Genomic DNA, 13,650 nt, shown 5'->3' on the forward strand with positions numbered 1-13,650 from the left:
CGCTTTCTTTACGCCGAACGAAGAGTGATACTGTGAAAAAAACTTTTGCCTACCTGTTTGCCTGTCTGCTGATTAGCCCGCTTGCCATGGCAAGAACCGCCTACGTCACCGACAAAGTTGAGGTGCCGTTGCGCAGCGGCGAAAGTGAGCGCACCAAGATCGTCAAAATGTTGGAAAACGGCATCCCAGTCAGCGTATTGCAAGAAAGTACCGAAAACGGCTATACCTATATACAAACCAGCAGCGGCGCGGAGGGCTTCATTCTCAGCCGCTACCTGACCGGCGAACCCAGCGCCCGCAATCAACTGGAAGCCGTCAGCAAAAAACTCGAAGCGCTGCAGGAAGAAAACAAACAACTTAAAGCCGGACAAGCCAACAGCCAGGAAATTGGCAAAGAACGCGATAAGCTCAGCGCCGACCTTAGCGAACTTCAGCAAACTGCCGCCAATGCGATACAACTCAAACAACAGCGCGACCAATTGCAGGAGCGCGTCATCTCCGTCGAACGCGAACTACAACAATTAAAACGCGAAAATCAGGCGTTGACCGACAGCAGTAACCAGGACTGGTTTTTGTACGGCGGCGGCTTGGCTTTATTCGGCGTATTGCTGGGCTTTATTCTGCCCAAACTCAGCTGGCGCCGCCGTTCCAGCGGCTGGGATAGTTTTTAGTTTTAAACGAATTAGCCGCAGGACCGCCCTGCTTCAAATGACGCCCTTTCCCGCGGCAGTTTAAGCGCCGCTTTTGCTTTCATCTGGAATCACCATGCCTGCATACCGTTCTCATACCACCACTCAAGGCCGCAATATGGCTGGCGCGCGCGCATTGTGGCGCGCCACCGGCATGAAAGACGGCGATTTCAATAAACCGATTATCGCAGTAGCCAATTCTTTCACTCAGTTCGTGCCGGGCCACGTACATTTAAAAGATCTTGGCCAATTGGTGGCGCGCGAGATTGAACTGGCCGGCGGCGTCGCCAAGGAATTCAACACCATCGCGGTTGACGACGGCATTGCCATGGGTCACGACGGCATGTTGTATAGCCTGCCCAGCCGCGATTTGATTGCCGACAGCGTCGAGTACATGGTGAATGCGCATTGCGCCGATGCGATTGTCTGTATATCCAACTGCGACAAAATCACCCCAGGCATGTTGATGGCGGCTATGCGCATCAATATTCCGGTGATCTTTGTCTCCGGCGGCCCGATGGAAGCCGGTAAAGTACGGTTGGCGGAAAGCGCGGACATCAAGAGGCTGGATTTGGTGGACGCCATGGTCATGGCGGCAGACAGCAAAGTATCCGACACCGATCTAGCGGCTGTCGAACGCTCTGCCTGCCCGACTTGCGGCTCGTGCTCCGGCATGTTCACCGCCAATTCGATGAACTGCCTGACCGAAGCGCTGGGCTTGTCGTTGCCGGGCAACGGTACCATGTTAGCCACCCATGCTGATCGCGAACAATTGTTCAAACAAGCCGGTCGCCGTATCGTCGAACTGGCCAAACAATATTACGAGCAAAATGACGCATCGGTGCTGCCGCGCGCGGTGGGTTTTAAAGCCTTTGAAAATGCGATTGCCCTGGACATTGCCATGGGCGGCTCCACTAACACCATCTTGCATCTATTGGCGATTGCTCAAGAAGCCGGCATCGATTTCACCATGGCGGATATTGATCGCATGTCCAGAGTGGTGCCGCAATTGTGCAAGGTCGCGCCCAACACCGACAAATATCATATCGAAGACGTACATCGCGCTGGGGGCATCATGGCGATTCTGGCCGAACTTAACCGGGCGGGCCGCTTGCACACCGATGTACCCACCGTGCACGCCAAGACTCTCGGCGATGCCCTGGCACAATGGGACATTACCGCCAACCCCGACGATGCCGTAAAAACTTTTTATATGGCTGGCCCCGCCGGTATTCCGACTCAGGTAGCGTTTAGTCAGAACACCCGCTGGCCCAGCCTGGACACTGATCGCGCCGAAGGCTGTATCCGCTCCATTGACCATGCCTTCAGCCAGGAAGGCGGGTTGGCGGTATTGCACGGCAATATCGCTCTGGATGGCTGCGTGATCAAAACCGCCGGTGTCGATGACAGCCTGCTGGTATTTGAAGGCAACGCCCATGTGGTCGAATCGCAAGATGAAGCGGTAGAAAACATCCTCAATAACAAAGTCAAAGCCGGCGATGTAGTAGTGGTGCGTTACGAAGGCCCCAAAGGCGGACCCGGCATGCAGGAAATGCTGTATCCGACCAGCTACATCAAATCCAAGGGTTTGGGCAAAGCCTGCGCGCTATTGACCGACGGCCGTTTTTCCGGCGGCACCTCCGGCTTGTCCATCGGCCACTGTTCGCCGGAAGCGGCAGCTGGCGGCGCGATTGGTTTGGTAAAAAATGGCGACCGTATTCGTATTGATATTCCCAAGCGCACGATCAACGTAATGGTGAGCGACGAGGAACTGGCCCAGCGCCGGACCGAACAGGATAAATTGGGCTGGAAACCAGCCAAGCTGCGCCCCCGCAAAGTTTCAGTGGCGCTGAAGACTTATGCTCATTTTGCCACCTCCGCCGACAAGGGCGCCGTGCGGGATTTGTCCAGGCTCGAAGATTAGTACCTTTACGATGCAACAAAAGGCTCGATGGCTTTGGCAGTTAAGACGCCATCAAGTCTTCAACTTTGCATATCAACCAACACGTGGTCATTTGCTGCTTCCAAAATATCTGGAAGCAGCCTTACTATTCCGGTTAACTCCTTACAAGCTTCGCCAGAATTTTCAATGCTGTACCCCATAGAGGCAGCACATAATTTTTGGTAGCGATTGCAACTGAAGCGATCAAACCGGCTAAATCGTGTAATTGATCCATTTCCGCTGCAACTTGGCCTTAATCCCAATCGCTGATGAAACGCTTCCTGCTGCAACTGCTCTACATCTGGAAACAAAAGCTGAAAATCTATTTCATAGCCGGCTGGATCGGTGCCGGCATGGGAATATTTTTATTGGCGCCCAGTTACGATTACATCAGTTCGCGCGAACGCAACGCCGACCCGCTCTCCTCTATCGAATTCGTGCTCGGCCAGTTCACTGAAGTAATGACCGGCCAAATCAATCAGAACAACCTGATTCTGTTCTACGCCGAAATCGGCGCGATACTAGGTCTGCTATCGCTGGGTTTTTATCAGATACTGCACAAGCGGTTGGTCGCTTTGGATGCGTTGAAAGTCGAGCTGGAAAAGGATTTGCCGACCATCATCCGCCAAGGCGAAGGACCGCTGCTGGAGTTTAAATCGTCGCTACGCTGGGATATTCAGGAACAGCGCGTCAATAAAGCCCTGGAAGGGGTGATTATGAAAACGCTGGCCGGTTTCTTTAACAGTCCGGTTGGCGGCACCTTGCTGATCGGCGTGGCCGACAATGGCGAAGTCCTCGGCCTGGAATCGGATTTCCAAACCCTGAAAAAACCGGACCACGATGGTTTCGAGCAAACCTTGATGACTGCGATCTCCAGCAATCTGGGGGCCGATTTGTGCCCGCTGATCCACGTGCTTTTTCATAAATTGGCCGACCGTGATGTGTGCAGGGTTATTGTTTCCCCCTCGCACCGGCCGGTGTTTCTGACGCAGAGCAACACCCCCAAATTCTTCGTGCGAACTGGCGGCGGTACTCGGGACCTGAACATTCAAGAAGCGCTGGATTATGTGGCCAGCCGTTGGAAAAAAACCAAATAACCAGCCCTGATTGGGTTTTAACGCTGGCAAAGTTAAACTAAGCAACCGGCAACATAGTAAACGATTCGTAAACACTCCATGGAACATCAATCAACTTTCGTTAATTGGTTCAGAAATTCGTCGCCTTACATCCATGCTCATCGCAACCGCACCTTTGTGATCTTTTTCGGCGGGAACGCGGTAACGGAGCCGGAGTTCGACAATCTGATTCACGACTTCGCGTTGCTGAGGAGTCTGGGCGTCCGGCTGGTACTAGTGCACGGCATTCGCCCGCAGATCGACGAACAAGTCACCGGGCATGGCAACACGCCGCAGTTTCACCACCATTTACGGATCACCGACGCCACGACCTTGCAATACGTCAAGCAGGCCGCAGGTTTGGTACGGGTGGAAATTGAGGCCCTGTTATCGATGGGTGTGTCCGGCTCGCCGATGGCCGGCGCCAAAATACGTGTCGCGTCCGGCAATTTCGTTACGGCCAAACCCTTGGGCGTACTGGATGGCATCGACTATTGTCACACCGGCAAGGTCCGGCGTATCGATGCACAAGCCATTCATCAGCAACTGGATCAACACAATGTGGTGCTGATTTCACCTATCGGTTATTCGCCCAGCGGCGAAATTTTTAATCTGTCGGCCGAGGAAGTGGCAACCGAAGTAGCCATCGCCTTGCAAGCCGAAAAGTTGATTTTGTTGACCGAACAAAATTGCGTATCGCCTGGCGATAATCACCCCATACAACAGCTCACTACCGCTCAAGTTTCAGCATTATTGCAAGAGATACCAACGGTCCCAGATGAAGTCGCCCGCTCCTTGCGCGCCGCGGTGCAAAGTTGCGAAAAAGGCGTACAGCGCGCGCACTTGATCAATAGGCATGTGGACGGCGCCTTACTCCTGGAACTGTTTACCCGCGACGGTATCGGTACACTGATTAGCTCTAACGCCTTCGAAACCATACGGGCAGCGACATTGGACGACATCGGCGGCATTATGGAGTTGATCAAACCCTTGGAGCAGCAAGGCATCCTGGTCAAGCGTTCGCGGGAAAAGCTAGAGATGGAAATTGGCGACTATATAGTCATCGAGCGTGATGGCTTGATCATTGGTTGCACGGCGTTTCATGTGATGGCCGACGGCAACAGTGCGGAGATTGCTTGTCTGGCAGTGCATGCCGATTATCAAAAAGGCGCGCGCGGCAACAGCTTGTTGGACTATCTAAGCAACAAAGCCAAATCCGAAACTATTCGCCGCTTGTTCGTACGTTCCACGCAAACCGTGCATTGGTTCGTCGAGCGCGGTTTTACACCTTGCGAAATCGACGATTTGCCCGAACCGATGAAAAGCGCTTACAACTATCAGCGCAATGCCAAGGTATTGTATAAAGACGTTTAACATCACCTTCCACCCACTCAGCTCACGGAATATAGGATGCTCGATAAACAGGATTTTCTGACAGTCGTAAAAAACACGCCCTTAGTCTCTATCGATTTAATTGTACGTTCCAGCAAGGACGAAATATTGATGGGCATGCGCGTGAATGAACCGGCGGCAGGCTATTGGTTTGTGCCCGGCGGCAGAATTTTTAAATCCGAAACCCTGGAAGATGCGTTCCAAAGAATCACTGAAACCGAATTAGGCACTGCTTACAGCATAGAAAGCGCAGATTTACTCGGTGCATTCACCCATCTATATGAGACTAATTTTGCCAAACAGCCTGGTATCGGCACCCATTACGTGGTTTTAGGCTATCAATTACAGCTGGATATCGATATTAATCAGTTACCGGCACAACAACACTCAAATTACCGTTGGATTGGCAAACACGAAGACTTGAGTGAAGTGCACCCTAACAGTCAAGCCTACTACCCCTATCTGCGCTGACCAATGCCTGCTTTAAAAGTCTTGCAGTTAACCGACCTGCATATATTGCCGCATGCCGGCGATAAAATGTTGGGTATCGATACCGAACAGTATTTCCAAAACACCTTGGCCCACGCGCATGTCACGCACGGCCCATTCGATTTGATTTTATTGACCGGCGATTTGGGCCAAGACCCTAGCGCCGATAGCTACCGGCGAATTTGCCGGCATCTGCAAACTTATCAAACACCTTGCCTGTGTTTGCCGGGTAATCATGACGACTGGGAACTGATGCAAACCGAGTCGAACGTTGACTTCGTCAGTTGCCGTAAACATGTGCTGCTGAAGAATTGGCAGATTATTGCGTTAAACAGCCAAAAACCCGGGTGCCCTGGCGGGCTTGTATCACAGGAAGAACTGGCATTTTTGCAGCAAACACTAAGCACAAATGACGCGCCCGCCCTGCTGGCGATACACCATCATTGCGTTACAAGCCAAAGTAGCTGGATGGATACGATGCAAATTGAGAACGGTGAGGAATTGCTAGCAATAGCGGAACACTTCCCACAAGTTAAAGCCATCACTTGCGGCCATTTGCATCAGGAAATGCAAACTAGTCATAGACAAATAGCGATATACGCCACGCCGGCCAGCTGTTTTCAGTTCAAACCGTTTGCCACTGAGTTTGAATTGGACACGCTAGCACCCGGGTACAGGGTCTTCGAATTGGGGGATGACGGCGACTTGCGATCCAGATGCTATCACCTGCCCATCAGCATGAGCGGCTTACAAACCAACCAGCACAGTTACTAACCAAACGCCAATCTTCCGGATAAATAACTCTCGGCGTTGACACCCACGTCATTGGCAATCAGCAAAGCTCCCAGTTCGTCCATCGCTTTGCGGTACACCCGGCGCTTGAAGTAGACCACGTCTTTCAGCGGATACCAGTACTCCACCCACTTCCAGTTATCGAACTCCTGCTTGTGCCCGCAATCGAACCTGACATTCGATTCATCTGTCATCAAGCGCAAAATAAACCAAATCTGTTTCTGCCCGATGCACAAGGGCGTGGAATTTTTGCGGATATACCGATCCGGCAGTTTATAGCGCAACCAATAACGGGTGCGCCCCAGCAACTGCACATGCTCTGCACACAAGCCGGTTTCCTCCCACAACTCCCGATACATCGCGGTTTCCGGGTCCTCGTCGCCATCGATCCCGCCCTGCGGAAACTGCCACGAGTTAGCGCCCTTGCGCTTTGCCCAAAACACACGACCCTCGTCATTGCAAAGGATAATGCCGACATTAGGCCGGTATCCTTTCGAGTCTATCATGTAAAAACCTGTATTATTTGCCGCCCTGTTGCTAATGCCTGGATGTTAAAATTAACAACGGCACGGCCATTAAAATGAATGGCGCAATTGTTCCACAAATAACCGGCGGACGCCACAGGCCGCTACTTTTTTCTTTATGACGACGGATTTGCCGTGAGCTTAGCGATTTTTGATCTGGATAACACGCTGATCGCCGATGACAGCGATTTTTTATGGGGCCAATTTTTAGTCGACCGTGGCATTGTCGACAAAGACCAGTATGAACAGGCCAATAAAAAATTCTACGAGGATTACAAACACGGCACGCTGGATATTGTCGAGTTTTTGCATTTCTCACTGGCGCCACTAGCCCAACACGACGCAGAGCAGCTGCATCGCTGGCGCGCTGAATTCGTCGAAACGCTGATCGAGCCGATCATGCTGGAGGCTGCCCAGGCTTTGGTGGAAAAGCATCGCGCGGCCGGCGACACCTTGCTGGTGATTACTGCCACCAATCGCTTCGTCACCGAACCGATCGTCAAGCTATACGGTATCGACAACCTGCTGGCTACCACACCGGAATTTGTCGATGGTCGCTACACCGGTAAATTCAACGGCACACCCTGCTTTCAGCAAGGAAAAGTAGTGCAGCTGAACGACTGGCTGGCCAATTCCACGGAAACGCTGGCAGGCAGTTGGTTCTACAGCGATTCGCATAACGATTTGCCGCTATTGAGCTTGGTCGATCAACCGGTTGCTGTCGATCCCGACGAAAAACTACGGGAAGTTGCTCGGCAAGCAAACTGGCCGATTATTAGCTTGAGGAAATAAAAGCTGAGGACAAGGGTCAAAAGAAGCGCCCTTTTGACCCTTTATAATATTGAATCGCTTCTATTTTTTCTGTATAAAGAATACTTGTTTATCGGCTTCCTTGAATATCTTCAGCGGAATATGTCCCGCCTGATCGATATAGACGCCAAAGTCCAAATGGGCCGCCGGATCGGTAGCAATCACTTTGACTACCCTGCCGCTTTCCACTTCCATAATCGCCTTTTTCAAACGCAGCAACGGTAACGGACATTGCAATCCGCTGGCATCGACTTCCAAATCAAATTCGATCATAGTGGTGTTCACTCAACTGTTCTTTAGACAACGCTTATAATAACACCAACCCCAGACCACGAAAATCAAGCACCATGGATTACTTCCCGCTTTTCTTAAAACTAAAAGACCAGCCATGCCTGGTTGTCGGCGCCGGCGAAATCGCCTCGCGTAAAATCGAGCTCCTGGCAAAAACCGGCGCGCGTATTACCTTGGTAGCGCTGGAAATTAGCGCCAGCGTCGCGGAAATGGGGCGCAATAATCAAGTAGTAATCCAACAAAAGGCCTTTGCTGCGGACGATGTGAAAGGCATGCGCGTGGTCATATCGGCCACCAACCAGCGCACGGTCAACGAAACGGTTGCGCAAGCTGCAACAGCTCATAATATTCCGGTGAATGTGGTCGATAATCCCGATTTGTGCAGTTTTATCTTTCCAGCGATCGTTGACCGCTCGCCGTTAATCGTAGCAGTGTCTTCCGGCGGCGTGTCACCGGTTCTCGCGCGCTTACTGCGTTCCAAGGTGGAAAGCGCCATTCCCGGCGCGTTCGGGCTGCTGGCGCAGTTTGCCGAGGATTTTCGAGCATTGGTTAAGGAACGACTCAAAGAACCCAACCGCCGCCGGGTATTCTGGGAAGACGCCTTGCAAGGCCACATCGCCGAATTGGTGTTTTCCGGCCGCCGCGAGCAAGCTGCAATAGAATTACAAGCCAAACTTGATGCGGCTGAGCAGACACAAAATCGCGGCGAGGTGTATTTGATCGGTGCCGGCCCCGGCGATCCGGATTTATTGACTTTCCGAGCCCTGCGCTTGATGCAGCAAGCGGATGTGATCGTCTACGACAGGCTCGTCTCCCAGGAAATATTAGAAATGGCTCGCCGCGACGCGGAGAAAATCTACGTGGGCAAGCAACGCAGCAATCACAGCTTACCGCAGGAATCGATCAACGAGTTGCTGGCGAATCTGGCTTTGTCGGGCAAGCGCGTCGCACGCCTGAAAGGCGGCGATCCGTTTATTTTCGGCCGAGGTGGCGAGGAAATCGAAACCCTGATGCAGCAAGGCATTCAGTTTCAAGTCGTACCAGGCATTACCGCTGCCGCCGGCTGCGCCAGCTATGCCGGCATACCGCTGACACATCGAGACCATGCACAGTCGTGCACCTTCGTTACCGGGCATTTGAAGGACGGCAACATCAACCTCAACTGGAGCCAGTTAGCCTCTCCCAACCAGACCGTCGTGATTTATATGGGTCTGGTCGGTTTGGAGACTATCTGCCAATCGTTGATCGATCACGGCTGCCCGGTCGATCAACCAATTGCATTGATTCAACAAGGCACTACCCGCCATCAGCGAGTCATTACCGGCACCCTGGGCGATATGCCTAAACGTGTCGAAAACGCGGACATTAAACCACCGACCTTGATCATAGTGGGCACCGTAGTGCGCCTGCGCAAACAGTTGGAATGGTTTCAACCCGGCCAAAACTAAGCACGTGTGAATTTTTCCTTATTTCAGACGATGTTAAGTTTTACTTGGAAAAATCAGCCCGCAAACCCGGTAAAGGCGCGAACGACAGAGAAAATCGATTGAATTTTTCGCTAAAGTTCCCTATCCTTTACCCGCTTAATTTCCCAATGAACTGCCTATGCAAATAACAATATGCAGTTCTTTTTTTAAACACAACGAGAGAATCATATGAAAAAATCATTCGGTTTATTAGTAGGCGCAGCTTTGATCGCTATCAGCGGACAAGTTGCAGCTAACGAAGCGGAAGAAATCGGCGCGAAAATTTATGAGCGTGCTTTCGGTCGTGGTTGCGGCGCTTGCCATGACATCGCTTCCAACCCACAATTATCGGCCTTGATCAGCGCCGGCAAACTGCCTAAAGACCAGTTCGCTAAAGTTCTGAAAGAAGGCAAAAACGGTATGCCTAAAGCTGTTGCGGCTATCATGGAAGTCGGTCCTGTGAAAAAAGCAGGTTACACCGAAGACCAAGCTATCGATGCAGTTTACGAATATCTGAAAAAATAATCGTAGCCTTACAGGCAAACAAAAAGCCGCTGCCCCTCACGGGACAGCGGCTTTTTTATGGTCGTTATACTACAAGTTAGTCTTGACGACCGAGATACGCCTGTTGGCTGCGTTGATGGGTTAAGCGGTAGCGGTTGCGTAGCCAAACTCCGGCAACCGCCGCAATCATCAATCCGCAAGACACAAAGGTCAGATAAACCAAATCCTTAATGTCGTTCAATTCCTTGATCAGGGCCTGATTGGCAGCCGCACCTTCCACTTTTGCCGGCGAATCAACGGAATAGGTAGTGAGTATTTTGACATCGCCTTTCAGATCCTGAATGGTCTCCAGGGAATCGGCCACGCTACCCTTTTTGATATTCTCTTCCAGAGCTCTTAGCTTGCTGTCGATAGACCCGCTTAACAAGCCGAACAACTGACCTTTCAAGGCGCTGATTTCGGCGGATAGCGCCGGATTCTGCGTGGCATACACTGCCGAGATAGCCTGATGCTTTTGTATTTCGGTCAACAGATTTTGTTTAGGCAGTAAGACAAAACCCAACAAAAAAACCGCCGCCATCAACGCCAGAACCAGCATTAACAAAAAGCGATTAGCCTTCATCAGCGCCTGATGCTGATGGGCGCGCAGATAGACTATCTCATGCTTATCGGTATTGACATCATCCAGATTAATCTCAGGCATATCGCTCATTATTCTTTTAGTGTTGCTAATCGGGAAGCTCTATTGATTTCCTAGAGCACGCGGCGCCTAAACGGCACCCCATGCCCGCCGGAAATACATCGGCGCATTATACAAGCTAAATCAAAAATGTCCTGTTTTATACAAACCGCGATCAACGACCTTTTTTGGCGGCAATCCGCATTCTCAGGGCATTCAGTTTAATAAAGCCTTCGGCGTCTTTTTGGTTGTAAGCACCACCATCTTCTTCAAAAGTCGCGATATTTTCATCGAACAGACTATTGGTTTCCGAGGCGCGACCGACCACAACCACATTGCCTTTATACAACTTCACCCGGACCTTGCCGTTGACGTTGACCTGTGAGGCATCGATCATGGTTTGTAACAGCGCCCGCTCCGGACTCCACCAGTAACCGTTGTAAATTAAGGACGCATAACGCGGCATCAACTCGTCTTTTAAGTGCGCCACTTCGCGGTCCAGGGTCAGCGATTCGATGGCTCGATGCGCTTTCAACATCACAGTGCCGGCAGGGGTTTCGTAGCAGCCTCTGGACTTCATACCGACATAGCGATTCTCGACGATGTCCAGACGACCAACGCCGTTAGCACCGGCAACTTTGTTCAATTTTTCCATCACCTGATGCGGCGTATGCGGCACATCGTCGATAGCAACGATGTCACCATTTTGATAAGTCAGCTCAACATAGGTCGCTTGATCAGGGGCGTTCTCGGGCGATACGGTCCAGCGCCACATATCTTCTTCCGGTTCCGTCCAGGGATTTTCCAAAATCCGGCCTTCGTACGAAATATGCAGCGAATTGGCATCCATGGAATAAGGTGAGGTTTTACCTTTTTTCATTTCCACGGAAATGCCATGCTGTTCGGCATAATCCAGCAGCTTCTGCCGGGAGTTCAAATCCCATTCGCGCCAAGGGGCGATGATTTTAATATCCGGACGCAAGGCGTAAGCGCCCAACTCAAAGCGCACTTGGTCGTTGCCCTTGCCGGTCGCGCCGTGAGAGACCGCGTCAGCACCGGTTTCATTGGCGATTTCGATCAAGCGTTTGGCAATCAAGGGACGGGCAATCGAAGTGCCGAGCAGATACTCGCCTTCGTAAATGGTATTGGCACGGAACATCGGAAACACGAAGTCACGAGCAAATTCTTCGCGCAAATCGTCGATATAAATTTCCTTGATGCCGGCAGCAGTTGCTTTAGCGCGAGCCGGTTCCAGTTCTTCACCCTGGCCGATGTCGGCGGTAAATGTCACCACTTCGCAGTCGTAGACATCTTGCAGCCATTTCAAAATAACCGAGGTATCCAAACCACCGGAATAGGCCAACACCACTTTTTTAATATCCGACATAATGCGCTTCACACCTTTTACAAATTAAAAAACGGGCGAATTATAACGGAAAACCTCAACGAGTTGCCCGCTAACCACCCTAACCCATACGTAAAACTACAGGCACTGCGCCAACAAACCCACCACCCGCTTTGTCGCGCCTTGGTTATTTTCTACAAACAACCTGCCGTTATCGATCAACCTATTTCTAAACGCCACATCACGATAGAGACGCAACACTGCATCGCTTAGGCTTTGGCTATCACGACACTGTATCGCTCCCTCCAAGGCTAAAATGCGCTCAGCAATTTCCTGAAAATTAAACATTTCCGGGCCAAATAACACGGGTACGCCAATGGCAGCCGGTTCCAATACGTTGTGACCACCGACCGGCACCAGACTACCGCCGACAAAAGCCAGATCGGCAGCGGCGTACAACATTTTTAACTCGCCCATGCTGTCCGCGATATAAACATCGGTTTGCTCGTGATGCTGCTTTTGCTCGCTACGCATCGCCACCACCAAACCCTGCTGTTCGCAGAGCCTTTTAACTGCTTGAAAGCGCTCAGGATGACGCGGCACTATCAACAATAGCAATTCGGGTATCGATGCTTTAAGGAGCGGGTAAAGCACCAGAAATATCTCTTCTTCGCCCTGATGAGTGCTGGCGACAATCCAAACCCAGCGCCGGGCAAACAATTGTTGTTTCAAAGCCTGCCCAGCCGCAACCGTGGCCGCATCTATGGTCACATCAAACTTGATATTCCCTAGCACCTGTACTTGCGTCGATTCGGCGCCAATCTCGATAAACCGCGAGCGATCTTCCTCGGTTTGCGCTGCAATCGTGTGCACGCAAGCTAAAGCCGGTTTAACCAACCGCGGGATTTTTTGATAAGAACGCGCAGATCGCTCGGACAATCGCGCGTTAATCACAAATAGTGGAATCGCCTGCATCGCACAGGCGGCAAACAAATTCGGCCAGATCTCCTTTTCCATGATCACCGCCAGCCTTGGCCGAAAATGCTTAAGAAAGCGCGCGACTATAAAAGGTAAATCGTAAGGCAGATAGACGTGTTCGACTTGGTCAGCCAGTACAGCTTGAACACGCGCCGACCCTGTCGGCGTGGTGGTGGTGACCAACACCGGTATTTCCGGATATTCAGCCTGCAATAGCTTAAGCAATGGAAAAGCCGCTTCCGCTTCGCCCACCGAAACCGCGTGCAACCAAATGACATCGCGCTTTGATGGGGTGGAATAGATGCCTAAGCGTTCGCGCCAACGCTGCCGGTAGGCCGGCGCTTTGATGCCGCGCCAGTAAAGCCTAAACAAAACGGCGGGTAAAATTAAACCGAAAACCAATGTATAGAGACGACGCATCGGCTTTTAAAACCTGTAAGCCAGCTGCGAAACAAAGCGTTTTAAAGCTAGCGTTGCGTCATTGGACATTAGCACACCCTCAAAAATACCAGGGAGTATATCAAAGGGTAAATCTAAAATTTAACTGCTAACTTATGATTAGAACTCGGTACAAGGTAGCGACGAATCTATTGGGAGGAACGGTCGACCACATCCTTAGCAGCCCCGTAACAAA

At 51.4% G+C, this 13,650-nt stretch carries 14 protein-coding genes; 9 read left to right on the forward strand and 5 right to left on the reverse strand.

The features are described from left to right. The first annotated feature begins 32 nt into the window (after nt 1-32). The 6 genes from ACR02O_RS18220 to cpdA all read left to right on the forward strand — a co-directional run bounded on the left by ACR02O_RS18220 (nt 33) and on the right by cpdA (nt 6,401). Nucleotides 33-671 (forward strand): TIGR04211 family SH3 domain-containing protein, encoded by a 639-nt coding sequence (locus ACR02O_RS18220; RefSeq protein WP_084153328.1) that lies wholly within the window; start codon nt 33-35, stop codon nt 669-671. 94 nt (nt 672-765) lie between these two features. Next, complete coding sequence (gene ilvD / locus ACR02O_RS18225; RefSeq protein WP_494522130.1) at nt 766-2,613, forward strand: dihydroxy-acid dehydratase; 1,848 nt, start codon at nt 766-768, stop codon at nt 2,611-2,613. Between the two features lie 287 nt (nt 2,614-2,900). After that, nucleotides 2,901-3,728 carry an AlbA family DNA-binding domain-containing protein gene (locus ACR02O_RS18230; RefSeq protein WP_458139333.1) on the forward strand — a complete coding sequence of 276 codons (828 nt, stop codon included), beginning with the start codon at nt 2,901-2,903 and terminating at the stop codon, nt 3,726-3,728. Nucleotides 3,729-3,806: 78 nt separating this feature from the next. Continuing rightward, a complete protein-coding gene (argA, locus tag ACR02O_RS18235) occupies nt 3,807-5,120 on the forward strand; it encodes an amino-acid N-acetyltransferase (RefSeq protein WP_458139332.1) in 1,314 nt (437 codons plus the stop codon). 36 nt (nt 5,121-5,156) lie between these two features. After that, a complete protein-coding gene (locus ACR02O_RS18240; protein WP_458139331.1) occupies nt 5,157-5,609 on the forward strand; it encodes a GDP-mannose mannosyl hydrolase in 453 nt (150 codons plus the stop codon). Nucleotides 5,610-5,612: 3 nt separating this feature from the next. After that, the gene (gene cpdA / locus ACR02O_RS18245) at nt 5,613-6,401 is read left to right on the forward strand and encodes a 3',5'-cyclic-AMP phosphodiesterase (protein ID WP_494522131.1); all 789 of its coding nucleotides are present in this window, start codon (nt 5,613-5,615) and stop codon (nt 6,399-6,401) included. Here cpdA and ACR02O_RS18250 read toward each other — a convergent pair. Next, on the reverse strand, nt 6,398-6,925 hold the full coding sequence (locus ACR02O_RS18250) for an RNA pyrophosphohydrolase (RefSeq protein WP_020482442.1): 528 nt from the start codon (nt 6,923-6,925) through the stop codon (nt 6,398-6,400). The genes cpdA and ACR02O_RS18250 overlap by 4 nt on opposite strands. 153 nt (nt 6,926-7,078) lie before the next feature. Between ACR02O_RS18250 and ACR02O_RS18255 the strand changes: the two genes are divergently transcribed. After that, the gene (locus ACR02O_RS18255) at nt 7,079-7,735 is read left to right on the forward strand and encodes a histidinol-phosphatase (RefSeq protein ID WP_458139329.1); all 657 of its coding nucleotides are present in this window, start codon (nt 7,079-7,081) and stop codon (nt 7,733-7,735) included. A gap of 60 nt (nt 7,736-7,795) precedes the next feature. On the opposite strand, the gene ACR02O_RS18260 is transcribed toward ACR02O_RS18255, so the two are convergent. After that, nucleotides 7,796-8,026, reverse strand: coding sequence for a sulfurtransferase TusA family protein (locus tag ACR02O_RS18260; RefSeq protein ID WP_020482444.1), 231 nt, complete (start codon nt 8,024-8,026; stop codon nt 7,796-7,798). Nucleotides 8,027-8,100: 74 nt separating this feature from the next. Here ACR02O_RS18260 and cysG point away from each other — a divergent pair, with 74 nt between their 5' ends. Both cysG and ACR02O_RS18270 read left to right on the forward strand, forming a co-directional pair. Beyond that, nucleotides 8,101-9,492 carry a siroheme synthase CysG gene (gene cysG / locus ACR02O_RS18265; protein WP_458139328.1) on the forward strand — a complete coding sequence of 464 codons (1,392 nt, stop codon included), beginning with the start codon at nt 8,101-8,103 and terminating at the stop codon, nt 9,490-9,492. 207 nt (nt 9,493-9,699) lie between these two features. Then, the gene (locus ACR02O_RS18270; protein ID WP_020482446.1) at nt 9,700-10,035 is read left to right on the forward strand and encodes a c-type cytochrome; all 336 of its coding nucleotides are present in this window, start codon (nt 9,700-9,702) and stop codon (nt 10,033-10,035) included. A gap of 76 nt (nt 10,036-10,111) precedes the next feature. On the opposite strand, the gene ACR02O_RS18275 is transcribed toward ACR02O_RS18270, so the two are convergent. The 3 genes from ACR02O_RS18275 to waaA all read right to left on the reverse strand — a co-directional run bounded on the left by ACR02O_RS18275 (nt 10,112) and on the right by waaA (nt 13,436). Further along, the gene (locus ACR02O_RS18275; RefSeq protein ID WP_101051572.1) at nt 10,112-10,726 is read right to left on the reverse strand and encodes a hypothetical protein; all 615 of its coding nucleotides are present in this window, start codon (nt 10,724-10,726) and stop codon (nt 10,112-10,114) included. Between the two features lie 142 nt (nt 10,727-10,868). Further along, nucleotides 10,869-12,080 carry an argininosuccinate synthase gene (locus tag ACR02O_RS18280; protein WP_033157351.1) on the reverse strand — a complete coding sequence of 404 codons (1,212 nt, stop codon included), beginning with the start codon at nt 12,078-12,080 and terminating at the stop codon, nt 10,869-10,871. 96 nt (nt 12,081-12,176) lie between these two features. Further along, nucleotides 12,177-13,436, reverse strand: coding sequence for a lipid IV(A) 3-deoxy-D-manno-octulosonic acid transferase (waaA, locus tag ACR02O_RS18285; protein ID WP_458139327.1), 1,260 nt, complete (start codon nt 13,434-13,436; stop codon nt 12,177-12,179). Between the last annotated feature and the right edge of the window lie 214 nt (nt 13,437-13,650).

This window comes from Methylomonas sp. PHL2-19, assembly GCF_059331595.1.

Excerpts from the sequence above, each read along its gene's own strand:
- ilvD (WP_494522130.1), top strand. The coding sequence starts at position 766 with ATGCCTGCATACCGTTCTCATACCACCACTCAAGGCCGCAATATGGCT.
- ACR02O_RS18230 (WP_458139333.1), top strand. The coding sequence starts at position 2,901 with ATGAAACGCTTCCTGCTGCAACTGCTCTACATCTGGAAACAAAAGCTG.
- argA (WP_458139332.1), top strand. The coding sequence starts at position 3,807 with ATGGAACATCAATCAACTTTCGTTAATTGGTTCAGAAATTCGTCGCCT.
- ACR02O_RS18240 (WP_458139331.1), top strand. The coding sequence starts at position 5,157 with ATGCTCGATAAACAGGATTTTCTGACAGTCGTAAAAAACACGCCCTTA.
- cpdA (WP_494522131.1), top strand. The coding sequence starts at position 5,613 with ATGCCTGCTTTAAAAGTCTTGCAGTTAACCGACCTGCATATATTGCCG.
- ACR02O_RS18250 (WP_020482442.1), bottom strand. The coding sequence starts at position 6,925 with ATGATAGACTCGAAAGGATACCGGCCTAATGTCGGCATTATCCTTTGC.
- ACR02O_RS18260 (WP_020482444.1), bottom strand. The coding sequence starts at position 8,026 with ATGATCGAATTTGATTTGGAAGTCGATGCCAGCGGATTGCAATGTCCG.
- cysG (WP_458139328.1), top strand. The coding sequence starts at position 8,101 with ATGGATTACTTCCCGCTTTTCTTAAAACTAAAAGACCAGCCATGCCTG.
- ACR02O_RS18270 (WP_020482446.1), top strand. The coding sequence starts at position 9,700 with ATGAAAAAATCATTCGGTTTATTAGTAGGCGCAGCTTTGATCGCTATC.
- ACR02O_RS18275 (WP_101051572.1), bottom strand. The coding sequence starts at position 10,726 with ATGAGCGATATGCCTGAGATTAATCTGGATGATGTCAATACCGATAAG.
- ACR02O_RS18280 (WP_033157351.1), bottom strand. The coding sequence starts at position 12,080 with ATGTCGGATATTAAAAAAGTGGTGTTGGCCTATTCCGGTGGTTTGGAT.
- waaA (WP_458139327.1), bottom strand. The coding sequence starts at position 13,436 with ATGCGTCGTCTCTATACATTGGTTTTCGGTTTAATTTTACCCGCCGTT.